The 20974-nt window shown below is 63.1% G+C and carries 19 protein-coding genes; 6 read left to right on the forward strand and 13 right to left on the reverse strand.

The features are described 5' to 3' along the window. The first annotated feature begins 70 nt into the window (after positions 1-70). Positions 71-2269 carry a YccS family putative transporter gene (gene yccS / locus ACF8E5_RS00325; RefSeq protein WP_058638891.1) on the forward strand — a complete coding sequence of 733 codons (2199 nt, stop codon included), beginning with the start codon at positions 71-73 and terminating at the stop codon, positions 2267-2269. Between the two features lie 347 nt (positions 2270-2616). Here the strand turns inward: yccS and ACF8E5_RS00330 are convergent, their stop codons facing one another. From ACF8E5_RS00330 to tkt, 10 genes are all read right to left on the reverse strand, one after another. Further along, positions 2617-3354 (reverse strand): ABC transporter substrate-binding protein, encoded by a 738-nt coding sequence (locus ACF8E5_RS00330; protein ID WP_078477884.1) that lies wholly within the window; start codon positions 3352-3354, stop codon positions 2617-2619. A gap of 145 nt (positions 3355-3499) precedes the next feature. After that, positions 3500-3796, reverse strand: coding sequence for a helix-turn-helix domain-containing protein (locus ACF8E5_RS00335; protein WP_058638889.1), 297 nt, complete (start codon positions 3794-3796; stop codon positions 3500-3502). Positions 3797-3808: 12 nt separating this feature from the next. Beyond that, positions 3809-4309: a M48 family metallopeptidase gene (locus ACF8E5_RS00340; protein ID WP_058638888.1), complete on the reverse strand. Its 501-nt coding sequence runs from the start codon at positions 4307-4309 to the stop codon at positions 3809-3811. Between the two features lie 31 nt (positions 4310-4340). Then, positions 4341-6476, reverse strand: a complete 2136-nt coding sequence (locus ACF8E5_RS00345; RefSeq protein ID WP_392474741.1) for a putative bifunctional diguanylate cyclase/phosphodiesterase — start codon at positions 6474-6476, stop codon at positions 4341-4343. 231 nt (positions 6477-6707) lie between these two features. Then, the gene (gene fba, locus ACF8E5_RS00350; RefSeq protein ID WP_023533056.1) at positions 6708-7772 is read right to left on the reverse strand and encodes a class II fructose-bisphosphate aldolase; all 1065 of its coding nucleotides are present in this window, start codon (positions 7770-7772) and stop codon (positions 6708-6710) included. 118 nt (positions 7773-7890) lie between these two features. Further along, positions 7891-8220 carry an MliC family protein gene (locus tag ACF8E5_RS00355; RefSeq protein ID WP_058638886.1) on the reverse strand — a complete coding sequence of 110 codons (330 nt, stop codon included), beginning with the start codon at positions 8218-8220 and terminating at the stop codon, positions 7891-7893. Between the two features lie 74 nt (positions 8221-8294). Beyond that, complete coding sequence (locus ACF8E5_RS00360; RefSeq protein ID WP_058604036.1) at positions 8295-8546, reverse strand: hypothetical protein; 252 nt, start codon at positions 8544-8546, stop codon at positions 8295-8297. Next, on the reverse strand, positions 8546-9709 hold the full coding sequence (locus ACF8E5_RS00365) for a phosphoglycerate kinase (RefSeq protein WP_058604037.1): 1164 nt from the start codon (positions 9707-9709) through the stop codon (positions 8546-8548). The genes ACF8E5_RS00360 and ACF8E5_RS00365 overlap by 1 nt, the downstream gene beginning before the upstream one ends. 12 nt (positions 9710-9721) lie before the next feature. After that, positions 9722-10783, reverse strand: a complete 1062-nt coding sequence (epd, locus tag ACF8E5_RS00370) for an erythrose-4-phosphate dehydrogenase (protein WP_058604038.1) — start codon at positions 10781-10783, stop codon at positions 9722-9724. A 184-nt stretch (positions 10784-10967) separates the two neighbouring features. Continuing rightward, positions 10968-12965: a transketolase gene (tkt, locus tag ACF8E5_RS00375; protein WP_078477879.1), complete on the reverse strand. Its 1998-nt coding sequence runs from the start codon at positions 12963-12965 to the stop codon at positions 10968-10970. Between the two features lie 228 nt (positions 12966-13193). Here tkt and ACF8E5_RS00380 point away from each other — a divergent pair, with 228 nt between their 5' ends. The 4 genes from ACF8E5_RS00380 (at position 13194) to ACF8E5_RS00395 (ending at position 17767) form a co-directional block, all read left to right on the forward strand. Beyond that, positions 13194-14186, forward strand: a complete 993-nt coding sequence (locus ACF8E5_RS00380; RefSeq protein WP_196186573.1) for a metalloregulator ArsR/SmtB family transcription factor — start codon at positions 13194-13196, stop codon at positions 14184-14186. Between the two features lie 18 nt (positions 14187-14204). Beyond that, on the forward strand, positions 14205-15395 hold the full coding sequence (gene metK, locus ACF8E5_RS00385; RefSeq protein ID WP_023532964.1) for a methionine adenosyltransferase: 1191 nt from the start codon (positions 14205-14207) through the stop codon (positions 15393-15395). A gap of 143 nt (positions 15396-15538) precedes the next feature. Continuing rightward, positions 15539-17236, forward strand: a complete 1698-nt coding sequence (gene ligB, locus ACF8E5_RS00390) for an NAD-dependent DNA ligase LigB (RefSeq protein ID WP_058638884.1) — start codon at positions 15539-15541, stop codon at positions 17234-17236. A gap of 138 nt (positions 17237-17374) precedes the next feature. Beyond that, positions 17375-17767: a DUF1090 domain-containing protein gene (locus ACF8E5_RS00395; RefSeq protein WP_058604041.1), complete on the forward strand. Its 393-nt coding sequence runs from the start codon at positions 17375-17377 to the stop codon at positions 17765-17767. A gap of 49 nt (positions 17768-17816) precedes the next feature. Here the strand turns inward: ACF8E5_RS00395 and ACF8E5_RS00400 are convergent, their stop codons facing one another. Then, positions 17817-18275 carry a cytochrome c gene (locus tag ACF8E5_RS00400; RefSeq protein ID WP_058638929.1) on the reverse strand — a complete coding sequence of 153 codons (459 nt, stop codon included), beginning with the start codon at positions 18273-18275 and terminating at the stop codon, positions 17817-17819. A gap of 118 nt (positions 18276-18393) precedes the next feature. Between ACF8E5_RS00400 and ACF8E5_RS00405 the strand changes: the two genes are divergently transcribed. Further along, a complete protein-coding gene (locus tag ACF8E5_RS00405; RefSeq protein WP_392474742.1) occupies positions 18394-19545 on the forward strand; it encodes a murein transglycosylase A in 1152 nt (383 codons plus the stop codon). A 27-nt stretch (positions 19546-19572) separates the two neighbouring features. On the opposite strand, the gene ACF8E5_RS00410 is transcribed toward ACF8E5_RS00405, so the two are convergent. Both ACF8E5_RS00410 and ACF8E5_RS00415 read right to left on the reverse strand, forming a co-directional pair. Beyond that, entirely contained in the window at positions 19573-19959 is a 387-nt protein-coding gene (locus ACF8E5_RS00410) for an MAPEG family protein (RefSeq protein WP_058638882.1), read from the reverse strand. A 27-nt stretch (positions 19960-19986) separates the two neighbouring features. Further along, on the reverse strand, positions 19987-20820 hold the full coding sequence (locus ACF8E5_RS00415; protein WP_196186569.1) for an EamA family transporter: 834 nt from the start codon (positions 20818-20820) through the stop codon (positions 19987-19989). Positions 20821-20974 lie beyond the last annotated feature (154 nt).

Consider the following 20974-nt stretch of genomic DNA (forward strand, 5'->3'; position numbering starts at 1 on the left):
GGGTGGCGGGGCGCCTGGCGGCCCCGCTCATCGCTACGGTATTTCTACGATCACTGCCCGGCAGGCCATCATGTCATCGAGCTCGTTACGTCATTCACTGCGTCGCCTGTGGGGCCAGGACAAGTTCAGCTATAGCATCAGGGTGACCATTGCCCTTACCGGCAGCCTTGCCCTGTGCTGGCACCAGAACGAAATGGCCCTGCTGATCCCGTTGTTTCTGGGCATCATCGCCAGTGCCCTGGCTGAAACCGACGACAGCTGGCAAGGCCGCCTCAGCGCCCTGGCGGTCACCCTGGTCTGTTTTGCCATCGCGGCGCTCGCGGTCGAACTGCTGTTCCCCTACCCCCTGATCTTCGTCTGCGCCCTGGCCCTGGCAGCGTTTGCCTTGACCATGCTGGGCGCCCTGGGCGAGCGCTACGGCGCCATCGCATCGGCAACACTCATCACGGCGGTCTACACGATGATCGGCGTGGACCAGCGCGGCGGGCAGGTGACGGACTTCTGGCACGAACCCATGCTGCTGGTGGCAGGCGCGGCCTGGTATGGGCTGCTCTCGGTGCTGTGGCAGGCGTTGTTCTCCAACCAGCCGGTGCAGCAGAGCCTGGCGAAGCTGTTCTTCGAACTGGGCAGCTATCTCAAGCTCAAGGCCAGCCTGTTCGAGCCTGTCCGCACCCTGGACGTCGAAGCACGTCGGCTCGAACTCGCCCAGCAAAATGGCAAGGTGGTGGCGGCCCTCAACGCGGCGAAGGAAATCATCCTGCACCGGGTGGGCAACAGCCAGCCCAACTCCAAGGTCAGCCGTTACCTGAAACTCTACTTCCTGGCCCAGGACATCCATGAGCGGGTCAGCGCCTCCCACTACCCCTACAATGCACTGGCCGAAGCTTTCTTCCACAGCGATGTGATGTTCCGGTGCCAGCGCCTGCTGCGTAAGCAAGGTGCCTCGTGCCAGGAACTTGCACGCTCGATTCGGTTGCGCCAACCCTTCGTGTTGGCCAGCGGCTTTACCGAGGCACTCGAAGACCTCAACGCTTCGCTCGAACACCTGCGCGGCCAGAACAACCCGGCCTGGCGCGGGCTGCTGCGTTCATTACGTGCACTGGCGGCCAACCTGGCCACGCTCGATCGCCTGCTCGGTGCCGCAAGCAACCCTGACAGCCTGGCCGATGCCAGCGACAGCAGCTTGCTGGACCGCTCGCCGCGCTCGCTCAAGGACATGGGCAAGCGCCTGCGTACGCAATTGACGCCCACCTCGCTGTTGTTCCGCCACGCCCTGCGCCTGCCGCTGGCCCTGTCCATCGGTTACGGCATGGTGCACCTGATCCACCCGACCCAGGGCTACTGGATCATCCTGACCACGCTGTTCGTGTGCCAACCCAACTACGGAGCAACCCGGCGCAAACTGGTGCAGCGCATCATCGGCACTGCCGTGGGCCTGACCGTCGGCTGGGCGCTGTTCGACCTGTTCCCCAACCCGGTCATCCAGTCGCTGTTCGCGGTCGTGGCGGGGGTGGTGTTCTTCGTCAACCGAACCACGCGCTACACCCTGGCCACAGCTGCGATCACACTGATGGTGCTGTTCTGTTTCAACCAGATCGGCGACGGCTACGGGCTGTTCCTGCCGCGGCTGTTCGACACCCTGGTCGGAAGCCTGATCGCCATTCTTGCCGTGTTCCTGTTCCTGCCCGACTGGCAAGGCCGCCGCTTGAACAAGGCCTTGGCCAACACGCTGATCTGTGCCAGCGAGTACCTGCGCCAGATCATGCAGCAATATGCCTACGGCAAGCGCGACGACCTGGCCTATCGCCTGGCGCGGCGCAATGCCCACAATGCCGATGCGGCCCTGTCGACGACCCTGGCCAACATGCTCATGGAGCCTGGCCACTTTCGCAAGGAGGCCGATGTGGGCTTCCGCTTCCTGGTGCTGTCGCACACCCTGCTCAGCTACCTGTCGGGACTGGGCGCCCACCGTGACACGGCTCTGCCGGCCGACGCACGGGAGCACTTGATCGAAGACGCAGGCAGCCGCCTGGCAAACAGCCTTGAGGAAATAGCCAATGGCCTGGCGGCGCGCTCACCGGTAGCGATTCACAGCGATGCCGAAGAAGCGCTTGCCAACGCCTTGGAGCAGATGCCCGAAGAGGTGGATGAACATCAGCGCCTGGTACAGACGCAACTGGCACTTATCTGCCGCCAATTGGCTCCGCTGCGTACGTTGGCGGCGCATTTGATCAAGAAGGATGCTCCGGCAGGTGGCGCTTCGCGTTAGGTCTGGAGCAAGGATGAATAGCTTTGATTAGTCTTCGCAGGCTGGCGAATCTCCAGGGACAGCGGATTGGTAGGGGCTATGCAATAGCCTGATATTTCAGCTTCGCAGCGCATACTGCCGGGGCCGCTTTGCGGCCCATCGCGGCCGGTCCGGCGCCCCGGCAAGGCCGCTCCCACCCGAGAAATCGATTGCCTTTGGATGCACCGACTTGCAGGCAAACGCGATCTTTGTAGGAGCGGCCCTTGTGCCGCGATGGGCCGCAGAGCGGCCCCCGGCACCATGAGCTGCGAAGCTGCAATCCTGAAGCCATTGCCAAGCCGGCGCATCGTAACGCCACCCCTGCTCGCCTAGAAACCATACTGATGCAGTAACCGTTCATAACTGCCATCGGCCTTCATGGCGGCGATGGCCGCGTCGAAGCGAGCGACGATCAATTGGTGATCCGGGTGCTTCAAGCTGACCAGAATGTGCAGCGGGTTTTCGCCCAGTGCAGGCTCCACCAGCTCCACCTTGTCACGCACATTGTCCGGCTCGCGCTGCAGGTGATAGCGGGCCACGTACTCGTCCTCCACGGCCAGGCTCACACGCCCTGCCGCCAGCATGCGCACGGCGGACGAAAATGTACTCACCGCTACCTTGTGCAAGCGGGTATTGCCGTCGAACGCGCTCGAGTAGGCGTAATCACGCACCACGGCGATGCTGTAGGGATACAGGTCCGAGATGTGCTCATAATGCAGGCCCGCACCCTTACGCTGCAGCAGGCGGATACGGTTGTTCAGGTAGGCGCTGGAAAAAAGTCCGATGCGCGCACGCGATTCGTTGTGCCAGGCGTTGATCAGTATGTCGTAACGACCGTCCCCGACGCCTGCCAGGGCCCGAGCCCAGGGTGCCTCCTCGAAGCTGCTGCTATACCCCGCCCGCGTCAGCGCCGTGGTCACGATGCTGATGGCCAGACCGCCGCCAGGCATACTGGCGTCGGTGAAGGGCGGCCAATGATCCGATACCAGGCGCAGCTTGCCTGAGGCGGCGGCCGGAGGCGCCATGACAGTGGCCAGTAACCCGAGAACACAAAGCATCAGCCGCATGCCCAAGCCCTTGCGCGGTGAAGAAACGTACACTGCGGGTGAGCTTACACAAAGGCTCTGGTCGGGGCAGCGGCCAATAGTGTCATCTAGCCTCTATTCTGGCCGAACCTACGGTTTTTATTGCAGTGGCCTTAACGGGTAAAGGTCAGGGATAACCCAGTACCTTGCGTATTTGATTCAGGTGACGCTCGATCCACTGCCGGTCGATGGCCCCCCAGTCCTTTATGCGGTAATGGCCTGCGTGATTGCGCGCGCCTTCTTGCTGCTCGAAGGTGCAGACGATGTCCAGATCGGCCAGCGCTGCAAGGGTGTCCTGGGCCGTGCGCCGGGGCATGCCTGTAGCCTCCATCAGAGCAGGCACGCTGGTAGCGGCCTGGCTGTCGATCAGCCAGGCGACATAAAGACGGCGGTAGAAACTGCTCTTGGTCTTGCTTACTTCCATGCTGCGGGATCCTCAAGCGTTGCCCGGCAACTCCCGATAGGTCAGGTAGACGCGCAGGTCGAATTCCAGTTGATGGTAGTCCGGCTCCATGTGCTGACAGAGCTGGTAGAACGCCTTGTTGTGGTCACGCTCGCGCAAGTGCGCCAACTCGTGCACCACGATCATGCGCAGAAACTGCGGCGCAGCCTCCTTGAACAGCGAGGCGATGCGGATTTCCTTCTTGGCCTTGAGTTTGCCGCCCTGCACGCGAGAGACGGCAGTGTTCAGGCCCAGCGCCCGGTGGGTCAGGTCCAGCCGGCTGTCGAACAGCACCTTGTCCAGTGGCGGTGCACTGCGCAGAAAACGCTGGCGCAGTTCCTGGGCGTAGCCGTACAAGGCCTTGTCGCTTTGTACCTCGTGGCGCTCGGGGTAGCGCTTGTGCAGGTATTCGCCAAGGCGGTCGCTGTCGATCATCTGCCGCACCTGTTGTTGCAGGTGCGGTGGGTAAGCTTGCAGGTAGCGTAGGACGGTCATGGCAGTACAGTCGGCGTAACGAACGCCAATTCTAACCCGCTGGCGGGGCAGGCCAGGGGAAAATTGCCGGGAAGTTGCCGGCATCGGCAGCTGTCATAGGGTGCGCTACCAAGAAGCCCTGAACATATTGGCAGCCTGCGGTTTTGAGCCATTGAGCCTGGGCCTGGGTTTCCACGCCCTCGGCAATCAAGGTGATCCCGTAATCGGCACACAGCCCGATGACGCTGCGTGCCAGCGCCGCATCGGCCGACGCGTCCGGCAGGCGCGCCACCAGGTGGCGATCGAGCTTCAGGGTATCGATGGGCAAATCGCGCAGCATACGCAGTGAGCAGTCACCGGCGCCGAAATCGTCCAGCGCCACACGTACACCCAGCGCGCGCAACCGGTCGACCTGCTTGACCGCCGCATCGATGTTGTACATGAGCGAGGTTTCGGCCACTTCCACTTCCAGGTGCGCTGGCTGCAGGCTATAGCGCTGGATGACCCGTTGCAGCTCCTCGACCAGGCTTGGCGAGACGAACTGGGCCCGGCTCAGGCTGATGCCCAACACAATGTCGGTCGCAAAGCATTGGTACCAGGCCTGGCGCTGGGCAGCACTCTGTCCGTAGATCCAGCCGGCCAGGCGGTTGATCAGCCGCGCTTCCTCGAGCAGGGGAATGAACAGGCCTGGCGGCACATCGCCAACGCTGGGGTGCTGCCAGCGTAGCAGGGCTTCGAAGCCGCGCAGGCGACCATCGGCGAAGGCCACTTGCGGCTGATACACCAAGGTAAAATCCTGCTGCTCGATGGCCGTACGCACGCCGTCTTCGAGCATCAGGCGGGAACGGGCGCGGCCATTGAGCTCCTGGTCGTAGAAGCGATACTGCTGGCGCCCTGCCTGCTTGGCAGCGTACATGGCCGCGTCGGCTGCGCGCAGCAAGCCTTCGACGTTGCCACCGCAGTCGGGGTAGGTAGCGATGCCGATGCTCACGCCCAGGCATACGTCCAGCCCATCGATCTGGTGGCTGATGGCAATGCGCTCGAGCAGCCGCTCGGCGTAGAGCCCGGCTTGCTCGGCATAGGGCAAGCCGTCGAACAGCGCGGTGAATTCGTCTCCGCCCATGCGTGCCAGCAGGGCTTCACTGCCCAGACAATCCTTGAGCTGCTCGGCCACCCAGCGCAATACCCGGTCACCTGCATCGTGGCCGAGGGAATCGTTGATACGCTTGAAGCCATCCAGGTCCATGTACATCAAGGCCTGCGCCCGGTCGGAGCGCTCATTGCGCAGCAATGCCCCTTCGGCCGCCTGGTAGAACCCACGGCGGTTAAGCAGGCCGGTAAGTGGGTCGGTAATGGCCTGGTATTCGAGCTGTTGGTGCAGGTTGTGCACCGCCGACATGTCCAGCACGGTCACCACCATCGCCTGCTGCTCGGCAGGCAGGGGCGCACAGGACAGGGCCACCGGCAGCAGCTCGCCGCTCGGGCGACGCAATTGGGCGTCGTGCAGGCGGTAGATGCGCCTGGCCAGGTAGCTTTGGTAAAACGCCGAATCCTGCCACGTACTCGGCGTGCTCAGCTGCAACAGCCCCAGCAGGTCGACGTTCTGCAACAGTTCGATAGGCGTTGCCAGCAGGGAACAGACAGCCGGGTTGGCGAAGCGGATGATGCCGCCTGCATCCACCACCAGAATACCCTCGGCCGCATTGTCCAGAATGGATGCATTGAAGGCGCGGGCTTCGTCGAGTTCACGGGTCAGCGCCTGCAAACGCCGCCGATTGCGCTGCTGGTCGAGCAGGGCCTGAACCTTGGGCTTGAGAATCTGAGGGTCGAACGGCTTGAACATGTAGTCCACGGCGCCGTTGGCATAGCCTTTCAACACGGCGGCCTGGGACTGCTCGTTGGCTGTCAGGAAAATGATGGGCGTAAGCCGGGTTCGCTGGCTGCCACGCATCAGACGAGCGACTTCGAAGCCGTCCATCTCGGGCATATGCACATCGAGTAAAACCAGGTCGACATCGTTTTCCAACAATGCGCTCAGGGCTTCTCGGCCCGAACTTGCCGTCAGCACCTGCCAATCCTGGCGCGACAACAAGGCTTGCATACTGATGAGGTTCTCCGGGTAATCGTCGACTACCAGAAGCACCGAGCTGCCATCCTGTGGCATGAGTTGAAGGTGAGCGCCATCCATGCTGCATCTCTGTTATATGACCGACCACAAACTGGCCGTTGGATCCAGTTTTACCCCAGGCATGAGCTGATAGCACGCATCACAAGCCAAAACCATCAGTCACTGACTGAAGGTAGCCGACCGATAACGGTTTCGCTGACATTCTGTGATACGCAACGGCAGATCGGTTTCGCAGCCACTGCCAGAAACGAAAAACCCGCATCGCTGCGGGTTTTTTCGAGGCCGGGTGGCTTAGTTGACCTTTGCAGCCAACTCGCCTTTGGCGTAGCGCTGGAACATGCCTTCCAGGGAGATCGGCTTGATCTTCGAGGCATGGCCGGCAGTGCCGAATGCTTCGTAACGGGCGATGCACACGTCGCGCATGGCTTTTACGGTTTCAGCGAAGAACTTGCGCGGGTCGAACTCGCTTGGGTTCATGGCCATGTGACGACGGATGGCACCGGTGGACGCCAGACGCAGGTCGGTGTCGATGTTGACCTTGCGCACGCCGTACTTGATGCCTTCGACGATTTCCTCGACCGGCACACCGTAGGTTTCCTTGATGTCGCCGCCGTACTGGTTGATGATCGCCAGCCACTCCTGCGGTACCGAGGAAGAGCCGTGCATCACCAGGTGGGTGTCGGGGATGCGCTTGTGGATTTCCTTGATGCGGTCGATGGCCAGCACGTCACCGGTAGGCGGCTTGGTGAACTTGTACGCACCATGGCTGGTGCCGATGGCGATGGCCAGGGCATCGACCTGGGTCTTCTTGACGAAGTCGGCCGCTTCTTCAGGGTCGGTCAGCATCTGGCTGTGGTCGAGCACGCCTTCGGCACCGATACCGTCTTCTTCACCGGCCATGCCGGTTTCCAGCGAGCCCAGGCAACCCAGTTCGCCTTCTACCGACACACCACAGGCATGGGCCATGGCAACGGTCTGCTGGGTGACGCGCACGTTGTATTCGTAGTCGGTCGGGGTCTTGCCGTCTTCGCCGAGCGAGCCGTCCATCATGACCGAGCTGAAGCCCAGCTGGATGGAACGCTGGCAGACATCCGGGCTGGTGCCGTGATCCTGGTGCATGCACACCGGGATATGCGGGAATTCTTCGATGGCCGCCAGGATCAGGTGGCGCAGGAACGGCGCACCCGCATACTTGCGCGCACCGGCCGAGGCCTGGACGATCACAGGGGAGTCGGTCTTGTCAGCCGCTTCCATGATGGCGCGCATCTGCTCGAGGTTGTTGACGTTGAAAGCCGGTACGCCGTAACCGAACTCGGCGGCGTGGTCCAGCATCTGGCGCATGCTAATGAGTGCCATTGTGTATCTCTCTCCCGACAAGCGTCGTTGTTTCGTGCAAGCCTGCCGCAGGGGCGGTTGCTGTTCAAGTAGTGTGGGCCACCTAGGCTTTTCACACAGAGCCTAGCGGCCCGGCCAGTCACGGTGCCTTGCAGCCCCGCCCTATCAGATCGTTGGTCGCCACCCAGTACACCAGGCCTTCCTCACCCTGGGTGTGGAACGCCAGCATGCCGTCGCTGTACAGCGCGCCGGACGCGCCGGGCTCGGCCTTGAGCCGGTACACCTGGTCGCCGCCACCAAGACGCACGTCGACCTGGTCCCGCTGTGGGTCGGCAAACCGCCACAGCACTTCGGCCTGGGTGTCGCAGACCCAGCGGGTCCAGTTGTCCGCCGGCGCGGTCTGCGCCGGTTGCAGCAGTGAACATCCTGCCAGTGTCGCCAGGGCCATTACGGCCAAGAGCGCTTTCATTCAATTACCTCGATGGGCAGCACACGGCCCTTCTCCAAGACCACAAACCGGCCTGCAGGTTGCCGGCGGCCCGATCAAGGGCAGCCTGGCGCCTTGCGCTGGTGCTCTTCGTCGTACTTTTCCAGGCCTTCCGGGCCTACGCGCTTGCTGATCACCGGCACGGTTTCGGCTTGCCATTCGGACTGATAGCACCCGCCCTTGGGCGGTTGCGCCGGGTCGTCCTGGGCATCCGGGCTGCCGGCGCAGGCGCTCAGCAGCCCGGCCAGCAGCAACACAGGCAACTGCTTGGCCACCAGGCCACTCCTTTTGCCAGGCGCCGTGTTCATCAGGCTTTGGCCCGCTCTTCGAGCATGGCCACCGCTGGCAGGACTTTGCCTTCGACGAATTCGAGGAAGGCGCCGCCACCGGTAGAAATGTAGGAGATATCCTGGCTGACGCCATATTTGTCGATGGCCGCCAGGGTATCACCGCCACCGGCAATGGAGAACGCGGCGCTGTCGGCGATCGCCTTGGCCAGCACCTGGGTGCCATTGCCGAACTGATCGAACTCGAATACGCCGACCGGGCCATTCCACAGGATGGTCTTGGAGGACTTGAGCAAGTCGGCGAACTGGGCGGCGGTCTGCGGGCCGATGTCCAGGATCATGTCGTCGGCAGCGACATCGGCAATGGCCTTGACGGTGGCTTCGGCGTCTTCGGCAAAGGCCTTGGCAACCACCACATCGACAGGCAGCGGCACGCTGACCTTGGCGGCAATGGCCTTGGCCGTTTCGACCAGATCAGGCTCGTACAGCGACTTACCGACCGGGTGCCCGGCAGCCGCCAGGAAGGTGTTGGCGATGCCGCCACCGACGATCAGCTGATCGCATACCGAGCTCAGGCTGTTGAGCACGTCCAGCTTGGTGGAAACCTTGGAACCGGCAACGATGGCGGCCATTGGCTTGGCCGGGGCCTTCAGCGCCTTGCCCAGGGCATCCAGCTCAGCTGCCAGCAACGGGCCAGCCGCCGCGACCTTGGCGAACTTGGCAACGCCATGGGTAGAACCCTCGGCGCGGTGCGCCGTGCCGAAGGCGTCCATCACGAACACGTCGCACAATGCCGCGTACTGCTGGGCCAGCTCATCGGCGTTCTTCTTCTCGCCCTTGTTGAAGCGCACGTTCTCGAACAGCACCAGCTCGCCGGCCTTGATCTCGACGCCATCGAGGTAGTCACCCACCAGTGGTACGTCGCGGCCCAGCGCCTGGCTCAGGTACTGGGCAACCGGCTTGAGGCTGTTTTCGGCAGAGAATTCACCTTCGGTGGGGCGGCCCAGGTGCGAGCAGACCATCACCGCCGCGCCCTTTTCCAAGGCCAGCTTGATGGTCGGCAGCGCCGCCTGGATGCGCGCATCGCTGGTCACCACACCGTCCTTGACAGGCACGTTCAGGTCTTCGCGAATCAGTACGCGCTTACCTTGCAGGTCGAGGTCGGTCATCTTCAACACGGTCATGAATGCGGTCCTTCAGGGCTGTTTGTTGCGGTTTGGGTGGACGACGTGCAGAAAATGTCCGGCGACGTCGAGCATACGGTTTGCAAACCCCCATTCGTTGTCGAACCAGGCCAGCAGGTTGACCAGGCGCGGGCCTGATACACGGGTCTGGCTGGCATCGACGATGGCCGAATGCGGGTCGTGGTTGAAATCACAACTGGCGTGGGGCAGCTCAGTATAGGCCAGCAGGCCTTTGAGCGGCCCGGTCAGCGCGGCCTCGCGCAGCACCCTGTTGACCTCGGCTGCGGTGGTGTCGCGAGCGGTCTGCAAGGTGATGTCCAGGCACGAGACGTTGACCGTCGGCACGCGTACCGCTTTGGCCTGGATTCGCCCGGCAAGTTCCGGGAGCAGGCGCTCGATGCCGCGCGCAAGCCCGGTGGACACCGGAATCACCGACTGGAACGCCGAACGGGTACGGCGCAGGTCTTCATGGTGATAGGCGTCGATCACCGGCTGATCGTTCATGGCCGAGTGAATGGTGGTGATCTGTACGTAGTCGATGCCAAATGCCTGATCCAGCACCCTCAGCAGCGGTACACCGCAGTTGGTGGTGCACGAAGCATTGGAGACTAGGCGCTCAGTGCCGGTCAGGCAATCCTGGTTGATACCGTAGACCACCGTGGCATCGACGTCGGCCTCGCTGGCCATGGGCTGGGAAAACAGCACCCGTGGCGCACCCGCCTCAAGAAAGCGCTGGCCATCGGCACGGGTGTTGTAGGCCCCGGAACACTCCAGGACCAGGTCCACGTCCAGGGCTGCCCAGTCGATGCCTTCGGGCGTGGCGCTGCGCATCACCTTTACGCAATCGCCATTGATATGCAGGCAATCGCCATCGACCTTGACCTCGCCGGGAAAGCGCCCATGGGTGGAGTCGAAGCGGGTGAGGTATTCCAGGCTGGCCTGGTCGGCCAGGTCGTTGAGTGCGACGATCTCGAAATCGGCCCTGCTGCCCCGCTCGAACAGCGCGCGCAGAACACAGCGGCCGATACGGCCATAACCGTTGAGTGCAACTTTATAGGGACGCAAGTGGGACATTCGTTGACTCGCTAAGCGTGATGGCTTCGAGGCCGCATGGCGGCCTATCGCGGCACAAGGCCGCTTCCACAGGTACCACGCCGTTGCTGGCAGGGTAGTACCTGTGGAAGCGGCCTCATGGCGCGATGGAGGGCGACGCCCTCCCCTCGCACGACCAGGAGGGCATCCTGCCCTCCCTGATACATCAGTCTTCCAGCAGCTCTTCGGCAGTACCCAGGATGTTCTCCAGGGTGAAGCCGAATTCTTCGAACAGTGCCGAAGCCGGCGCCGACTCACCGTAGGTGGTCATGCCGATGACGCGGCCTTCGAGGCCGACGTACTTGTACCAGAAGTCCGCATGGGCCGCTTCGATGGCGATACGGGCGCTGACTTCCAACGGCAACACCGACTGCTTGTAGGCAGCATCCTGGGCATCGAACACGCTGGTCGACGGCATGGACACCACGCGCACGTTGCGGCCCTGCTCGGTCAGCTTGTCGTAGGCCTGAACGGCCAGGCCCACTTCCGAGCCGGTGGCGATCAGGATCAGCTCCGGCTCGCCCGCGCAATCCTTGAGCACGTAGCCGCCACGGCTGATGGCAGCGAGCTGCTGCGCATCGCGAGCCTGGTGCTGCAGGTTCTGGCGCGAGAAGATCAGCGCCGATGGGCCATCCTTGCGCTCCAGGGCGTTCTTCCAGGCCACGGCCGACTCCACGGCATCTGCGGGGCGCCAGGTGTCCAGGTTCGGCGTGGTGCGCAGGCTGGTCAGCTGCTCGATCGGCTGGTGGGTCGGGCCGTCTTCGCCCAGGCCAATGGAGTCGTGGGTGTAGACGTGGATAACGCGCTGTTTCATCAACGCCGACATGCGCACGGCATTGCGGGCATATTCCATGAACATCAGGAAAGTCGCGCCGTAAGGCACCAGACCGCCGTGCAGTGCCACGCCGTTCATGATGGCGGTCATGCCGAACTCACGTACGCCGTAGAACACGTAGTTACCGCTGGCGTCGCCGGCTTCCACACCCTTGCAACCCTTCCACAGGGTCAGGTTGGAACCGGCCAGGTCCGCCGAGCCGCCAAGGAATTCAGGCAACATCGGGCCATAGGCGTTCAGGGCATTCTGGCTGGCCTTGCGGCTGGCGATGGTTTCGCCCTTGGCCGCCACTTCCTCGATGTAGGCCTGGGCCTTTTCGCTGAAATCGGCAGGCAGGTCACCGGCCATGCGGCGCTTGAACTCTGCGGCCAGCTCCGGATGAGCCTGGGCGTAGGCCTCGAAACGCTGGTTCCACTCGGCTTCGGCCTTGGCACCGGCTTGCTTGGCGTCCCACTCGGCATAGATGTCGGCAGGGATTTCGAACGGGCCGTGGTTCCAGCCCAATGCCTGACGGGTCAGGGCAATTTCGTCGTTGCCCAGCGGCGCGCCGTGGGACTCTTCCTTGCCCTGCTTGTTCGGCGAACCGAAACCGATGGTGGTCTTGCAGCAGATCAGGGTCGGACGGTCGCTCTTGCGGGCGGTCTCGATGGCCGTCTTGATCTCTTCGGCGTCGTGGCCGTTGACGTTGCGGATCACCTGCCAGTTGTAGGCTTCGAAGCGCGCCGGGGTATTGTCGGTGAACCAGCCATGCACTTCACCGTCGATGGAAATGCCGTTGTCGTCGTAGAAGGCGATCAGCTTGTTCAGCCCCAGGGTGCCGGCCAGCGAGGCCACTTCGTGGGAGATGCCTTCCATCATGCAGCCATCGCCCAGGAACACGTAGGTGTTGTGGTCGACGATGGTGTGGCCGTCACGGTTGAACTGGGCCGCCATGACCTTTTCGGCCAGGGCGAAGCCCACGGCGTTGGCGATGCCTTGCCCGAGCGGGCCGGTGGTGGTTTCCACCCCGGGGGTGTAACCGTGCTCCGGGTGGCCCGGGGTACGGCTGTGCAGTTGACGGAAGCCCTTGAGGTCGTCGATCGACAGGTCGTAGCCAGTCAGGTGCAGCAGCGAGTAGATGAGCATCGAACCGTGGCCGTTGGACAGCACGAAGCGGTCGCGATCGGGGAATGCCGGGTTGCTCGGGTTGTGCTTGAGGTAGTCGCGCCAAAGAACTTCGGCGATATCCGCCATGCCCATGGGGGCACCGGGGTGGCCGCTGTTGGCCTTTTGCACGGCATCCATGCTAAGGGCACGAATGGCGTTGGCACGTTCACGACGGCTGGGCATCGCTGATCTCCTGGGGGCTTGAAATAGGTGGTATTACGAAAAAGGCGGCCATTTTCGCCCACTGGGGCGCTTGGGGCAAACATTTAAGCAGCAGTCGGCGTGCATTGGTCCGATGATCGGCGCAATGGCAAGGCCAGGGTGAGGGTGATCGGGTAGCAGGCCTGCAATATCAAAACTTTTTGATATAGGCCTTGCTAGGGCAACGATGCCTGTCTAGACTCCCGCACCATGAACCTTCGTGCGCAAGCGATCCCGGAACAACGCGAGGCACTGGCCGCCCTGTGCAAGGCCAGTGGCGACGAGTTGCGCCTGAATGTACTGCGCGCCCTGGCCAACGATTCCTTCGGCGTGCTGGAGCTGGCGCAGATCTTCGACATCGGTCAGTCGGGCATGAGCCACCACCTCAAGGTGCTGGCCCAGGCCGACCTGGTCGCCACCCGTCGGGAAGGCAACGCCATTTTCTATCGCCGTGCCCTACCCGATAGCCTGCGCCTGGGCGGGCGCCTGCACGCCGCGTTGCTCGACGAGGTCGATAACCTGGCCTTGCCCGCTGAGGTGCAGGGCCGCATCGCCCAGGTGCAGCAGCGCCGCGCAGCAACCAGCCAGGACTTCTTCCTGCGTGTGGAAGAACGCTTTCGCGCCCAGCAGGACCTGATCGCAGGCTTGCCGCAATACCGCGAGAGCCTGCTGGCGCTGCTCGACAAACTGCATTTCGACCCAAGCGCCAGCGCGCTTGAAGTCGGCCCCGGCGATGGCGGGTTTCTGCCGGACCTGGCTCGGCGCTTTGCCCAGGTCACGGCGCTGGACAACAGCCCGACCATGCTCGAACTCGCCCGCCAGGTCTGTCAGCGCGAAGAGCTGGACAATGTGAACCTGCAGTTGGCCGATGCACTGGGTGCAACGGATGTGGTCGCTGACTGCGTTGTGCTGAACATGGTCTTGCACCATTTCAGCGACCCGGCCCTGGCGTTGTGCCAGCTGGCCAAACGGGTGAAAGCAGGCGGCAGCCTGCTGATCACCGAGTTGTGCAGCCATGACCAGGGGTGGGCGCGGGAAGCCTGCGGCGACCTGTGGCTCGGCTTCGAACAGGACGACTTGGCCCGCTGGGCCAACGCGGCAGGCCTGTCCCACGGGGATAGCCTGTACGTAGGCCTGCGTAACGGTTTCCAGATCCAGGTCCGCCATTTCCAGCGGACGGCTGGCGACATACACCATCGGTAAATTTCAGGAACCTTCGAGATGAGCGAATACTCCCTTTTCACCTCCGAGTCCGTGTCCGAAGGGCATCCGGATAAAATCGCCGACCAGATTTCTGACGCCGTGCTGGATGCGATCATCGCCCAGGACAAGTACGCCCGCGTCGCCTGTGAAACGCTGGTCAAGACCGGCGTGGCGATCATTGCCGGCGAGGTGAGCACCTCGGCCTGGGTCGACCTCGAGGACCTGGTACGCAAGGTCATCATCGACATCGGCTACAACAGCTCGGACGTAGGCTTCGACGGTGCCACCTGCGCCGTGATGAACATCATCGGCAAGCAGTCGGTGGACATCGCCCAGGGCGTCGACCGTTCCAAGCCAGAAGACCAGGGCGCCGGTGACCAGGGCCTGATGTTCGGCTACGCCAGCAACGAGACCGAAGTGCTGATGCCAGCGCCGATCTGCTTCTCGCACCGCCTGGTCGAACGCCAGGCCGAAGCACGCAAGTCTGGCCTGCTGCCCTGGCTGCGCCCGGATGCCAAGTCGCAGGTCACCTGCCGCTACGAAGGTGGCAAGGTCGTGGGCATCGATGCGGTGGTCCTGTCCACCCAGCATAACCCTGAGGTATCGCAGAAAGACCTGCAGGAAGCGGTCATGGAACTGATCGTCAAGCACACGCTGCCTGCCGAGCTGCTGCACAAGGGTACCCAGTACCACATCAACCCGACCGGCAACTTCATCATCGGCGGCCCGGTCGGTGACTGCGGTCTGACCGGTCGCAAGATCATCGTCGACTCCTACGGCGGCATGGCCCGCCACGGTGGCGGCGCGTTCTCGGGCAAGGACCCGTCCAAGGTCGACCGTTCCGCCGCCTATGCCGGCCGCTACGTGGCCAAGAACATCGTCGCCGCCGGCCTGGCCGAGCGCTGCGAGATCCAGGTCTCGTACGCCATCGGCGTGGCCCAGCCGACTTCCATCTCGATCAACACCTTTGGCACCGGCAAAGTGTCGGACGAGAAGATCATCCAGCTGGTGCGCGAGTGCTTCGACCTGCGTCCATATGCCATCACCACCATGCTCGACCTGCTGCACCCGATGTACCAGGAAACCGCTGCCTACGGCCACTTCGGCCGCACCCCGCAACAAAAAACAGTGGGTGACGACACCTTCACCACCTTCACCTGGGAACGCACCGACCGCGCTGAAGCGCTGCGTGACGCTGCCGGCCTGTAATTTCCTACAGCGCTGAGCGAAAGCCCCTGCCGAGCAATCGGCAGGGGCTTTTTTGTGACATATCGCCTGACAAACCGCCCGAGGCGAACACCGTGAAAAACCCATAGGCTCGGCACATCCTCAGCCACGCAAGGAAGCGGGCCATGCCAATCGTATTGCTGCTGATCATGGTGGTGTTCCACCTGCCGCCGACCTGGGCCAACCCGTGCCCGGATTGGACACCGTCGCGCTCACACGCTGAGATCGCCCAGCTGAGCGCCACGCTCGCGCACTGGGACGAACGTTATCACCGTGACGGCGTGGCACTGGTGGCCGATGAGCTGTATGACCAGAGCCGCGATCACCTGGCCATGCTGCAACGCTGCGTTGGCCTTGCGACCCAGGCCTCGCCGCTGGCCAGCGCAGGTGGCCCAGTCGTCCATCCCGTGCCGCACACCGGCGTGCAGAAGCTGGCCGACTTCCAGCGTGTTGCCGGCTGGATGGTTGGCAAGACTGACCTATGGATACAGCCAAAGGTCGATGGCGTGGCCGTTTCACTGATCTACCGCCAAGGCCGGCTGACCCAGTTGATCAGCCGAGGCGACGGGGTCCAGGGACACGATTGGAGCCGCCACATCCCACAACTCGGACGGATTGTCCGGCGACTGCCCCACCCGCTCGATCTGTCGCTTCAAGGCGAGCTCTACTTGCGCCTTGAGGGCCACATACAGGCAAGCGCAGGGGGTATAAATGCCCGTGGCACGGTCGCCGGCCTGCTTGCTCGCCACCAAATCGACGAGGAACAAGGCGCCCGCATCGGTCTGTTCGTGTGGGATTGGCCCAACGGGCCTGAGCAGCAAACCGAGCGCCTGTCGCAGCTGGTCCAGTTAGGTTTTGCGGACAGTCAGCATTACAGCGTTGCGATCAATACTCCCGAAGAAGCTGCGCGGTGGCGGGACCACTGGTTCAGCACGCCGCTACACTTCGCCAGCGACGGGGTGATCCTGCGCCAGGGCAAACGCCCACCCGCCCAACGCTGGCAGGCCAAGGCGCCGTACTGGATCGCAGCCTGGAAATACCCCTACGCACGAAAGTTGGCGCAGGTACGCGATGTGCGCTTCCAGGTCGGCCGTACTGGCAAGGTTACCCCCATCGTTCACCTCGAGCCGGTCACCCTCGATGACCGACGCGTGACCCGTATCAGCCTGGGTTCGCTGTCACGCTGGCAGGCATTGGACGTTCGGCCAGGCGACCAGATAGCCATTAGCCTGGCGGGGCTGACCATCCCCCGTTTCGAGCAGATCGTGCATTACTCGGTCGAACGCCAGCCAGTCAACGCACCTGCAGTCGACCAATACCATGCCCATAGCTGCTGGCGTGCTGGAGAAGGCTGCAATGAGCAGTTCATCGCCCGCCTCAGCTGGCTGGCCGGCAAACAGGGCCTGGTCCTGCCTGGGATGGGCCCAGGGACCTGGCGGCGACTGGTCGAGGCAGGCCTGGTGTCGACGATGACCGACTGGCTGGAGCTCGATGAGGGGCGCCTGCAACAGGTGCCAGGCATCAGCGCTCTGAGGGCAGCCCAATTGCTAGCCGCCTTCGAGCAGGCCCGCTCGCGCCCATTTTCCCAATGGGTTCGCGGTATAGGAGCACCCATTGGCAAAGGTGTGCTGCTGCCCGGTGACTGGCCGACAGTGGTTGCCCAGACGCACGTGCAGTGGCAAGCCCAGCCTGGCATCGGCTCGAAAAGGGCGGACGAACTTGCGCGATTCTTCGCCAGCGCCGAGGTGCAAGCCATTGCAGCCCATCTGGCCGGGCAGGCTGTAGACGGGTTCTCGGAGCAGCCGCTCAGGCCTGAGCAATGATTATTTACCAAAAAAACTGTAGGAAAAGCCGGAGATTTAGCGGCCCAGCTTTATCAAGGGTTTCTAAATAGCCAAAACCAAGGCAGGATTTCCATCCAGAATTTTTCTCGTTGCCCTGCCCCGTCCAGGAGGCTTTTCATGAAACGCTTTTCCCCCCTTTTTCTGCTCGCGGCCTTGGGCCTGGGCGCAGGCACTGTACAAGCAGCCGCGCCCGATGCCGGCCTGACAGGTTGCGACGCCAAGCGCAGCGCGATCGAGAACCAGCTCAAAATCGCCCGTGAGCATGGCAATGCCGCTCAGGCGGCCGGGCTGGAAGAAGCCTTGCGTGGCGTAGCCAACTGCACTGACGCCAGCCTACGCAAGGAGCGTGAGCAGAAGGTGCTCGATGCGCGCCATGAGGTGGCCCAGCGAGAGAAAGACCTGAAAAAGGCCGAGAAGAAGGGCGATGCCGAAAAGATCAACAAGCGCAAGGACAAGCTCGCCGAGTCCCGCAAGGAACTGCAGGACGCGGTAGACGACCTTGACCGCTGAGGCCAGCGCCTGAGGCGGCGCACGGGCCAGCCGCCGCCCGCCTCGCCATTCAATGGTTACGAAATTCGCTATGGCACGCTCGGCATGCGCCTTCGACTTTGTCCATGGGCGCCTTCAATTGCGCAGCGTCCAGCGATGGCTGGCGCGTCGCTTGTACGAGCTCGCCAGTGGCTGCCTCCAATTGCCGGGCCAGGTCCTGAAAGCGCGCCTGCCGTTGCCACACCTCAGGGCGGGCTGCGCTGCTGTCGCCTTCACGCACCTGCGTAAAGTGCTGCCAGGGTTGGTGAGACAGCGTATCCAGTGTCTGCGCCCCTTGGGCGAAGCGGCCGGCGTCGAACGGCAGTCGACCACGCAACATGCCGCCCAGGTCCTCGCTTGTCGTGAGCATGTCCTTGAAAATGGCCTTGCGCTTACCCAGCGGCGAGTCGGGGTCAACGCCCCCGCACCCCGTCAGGCCACTGCCCAAGGTCAATACTGCAAGCACCACAACGCCCAACCGCTTAAACATCTCGCCTACCCATGCCTGGTAAAAAGGGCCGGCAGTATCGCTGGCAAAAGGCGAAAGACCAATAGCCACATAAAAAACAGGGGTGAACCGCGTGTTCGTCCATGACAGGAATACAACGATGAAACATGCCTTGCGCCACTTGGCCTGGACATTCCCGCTAATGGCGTTGCTGGCCGGCTGCGACAACGACCAGACGGCAAAGCCCGAGCCCCACGCCATCGCGACCTACGCGCCTGTTGCCTGGAAAGACCTGCCCACGGTCAGCGACGAAGACATGCTCGCCGGTTTCTATGCCTGGCGCAGCGGCTGCGAAAAACTCACGCGCGACCCGGTCTGGGCCGCCACCTGTGAAGCCGCCGGGAGCCAGCCGGCAAGCGCTGCACAGGTGCGCACCTTTCTCGAGCAGAACCTCGAGGTCTACGGCCTGCGTTCGGCCGACAACAGTGCCAACGGCTTGATCACCGGCTATTACGAGCCTGTCTACCCCGGCAGCCTGACCCCATCTGCCACCTATCATGTGGCGGTCTACGGCCCTCCCGAAGACATGATCACGGTGGACCTGGCCAGCGTGTACCCGGAACTCAAGGGCAAGCGCCTGCGCGGTCGCCTCGAAGGGCGCGTGCTCAAGCCCTACGACACCGCAGAGGTGATCAACCGCAACGGCGCCAAGGCACCGGTACTGGCCTGGCTGACCGACCCGATGGACTTGCAGTTCCTGCAAATCCAGGGCTCTGGCCGTGTTCAACTGGAGGGCGGGCGCCAGCTGCGCCTGGGTTACGCCGACCAGAACGGTCATCCGTATCGTCCCATTGGCCGCTGGTTGGTCGAGCAAGGGCAGCTGAAAAAAGAAGACGTGAGCATGGGCGCCATTCATGCGTGGGCCCAGGCCAACCCTTCACGGGTGCCTGAATTGCTGGCCAGCAACCCCAGCTACGTGTTCTTCAGCCCACGCCCCGACAGCAACGAGGGGCCACGTGGTTCGCTCAACGTTCCGCTGACGGCGGGCTACAGTGTGGCCATTGACCGCAAAGTCATCCCGCTTGGCAGTCTGCTGTGGCTATCGACCACACGCCCGGACGGCAGCCCCGTCGTGCGCCCGGTCGCAGCCCAGGACACCGGAGGCGCCATTGCAGGCGAGGTGCGCGCCGACCTGTTCTGGGGGACCGGCCAGGCAGCCGGAGACCTGGCCGGGAACATGAAGCAGCAGGGCCAGATCTGGATGCTGTGGCCCAAGGGCCAACCGCTGCCTGAGGTGCCCAAGGTCCCGTGACCAGGGCCTTGGCATCGGGCGATGGGGTCAGGCCGAGACCACGAAGAACGCCACGATGATCGCAAGGCCGGCGAACCAGACCAACGAGCGCAGTACCGCCCAGTCGGCGAGGTAGCAGATGATGTAAAGCAGTCGGCTGGTGATGTACATCACCCCCAGCACATCCTGGGTCACCTGTTCGGCATTGCCGACGATGTCTGCCACCAGCACGGCGGCGGCGAATGCCGGAAAGGCTTCGTACCCGTTCTGCTGGGCTGAGTGCGCGCGGCGCGGCAGCCCGGACAGGGTATCGAGGAAGGCGCGCGGGTCATGGTTGTGCTTCAAGCCGAACCGGCCGCTCGCCAGCTTGGCGATCAGCGCACAAAGCGGCGGCAGGATCATTGCGATCAGGATGCACCACAGGGCAACGGTCATGGACAGGGTTCCTCGTTCGTCAGTCGGTCAGAGCTTCATTACCAGCATACCTGCCAGTACCAGCCCGCAAGCTAGGAGTCTTGGCCCGCCGAAAGGTTCTTTGAGGTAGCGCATCCCCAGCAACACCACCAGGATCACGCTCAGCTCGCGCAGCGCCGCTGCCTCGGCCACCGACCCCAGGTGCATCGCCCAGAGCACCAGGGCATAACTGAACAGCACGCACAGCCCAACGGCCAGGCCCAGCCGCCACTGGGTTTTCCAGAACAGCACGAACGGGGCCCGGCGCGCCACCGCGGCCAGCGCGGGGAATTGCCAGGCGCTGAGCAACGTCAGCCACACCAGGTAGTCCCAGGGCTTGCCCCATTCGCGCACGGCCTGACCGTCGAACCAGGTATAGCACCCGATGCACAGCCCGATCAGGGCCACTACCGGCAACATCGACCAGGGCAGCCGGTCCCCGCCACCGCCCTGCCACAACAGGCAGGCCATGCCACAGGGAATCAGCAGAATGCCGATGATTTGTTGCTGGCTGAGAGGTTCTCCGGCGAACACCAGGGTTAGCGCCAGCACGACCAGGGGCGACAGCCCACGCATCAGCGGATAGACCAGGCCCAAATCACCCACGCGGTAAGCCTTGATCAGCAGCCAGCGATACAGCTGCTCGGCAAACACCGAAGCCAGCAACCAGGGCCAGATACCGGCAGGTGGGATGTCCACGAAGGCCACCGCAGGCAACACCAGTGCCAGGGCCACCGTGTCCATGCTCGCAATGACCAGCAGGCGCTCGCCGCTGAATTTGATCAAGGTGTTCCAGGTGGCATGAAGCAAGGCAGCGATCAGCACCAGAGACGTGGCCAACACGCGGTGGGTCCTCAATGGGTTACCGGACGCAGACTATAAGCCCTGGCCAGGTGAACGCGTCAATCACAAGGCGGCCTTGCGTCCCTGTGTTGCAGCCCGCCCACCGCCTTTAGCAGGGCTCGAACGGGAACGTTTACGGCAAATTCGGTCAAAC

It is taken from the genome of Pseudomonas sp. WSY_20 (assembly GCF_043104335.1).
Lineage (GTDB): Bacteria > Pseudomonadota > Gammaproteobacteria > Pseudomonadales > Pseudomonadaceae > Aquipseudomonas > Aquipseudomonas parafulva_B.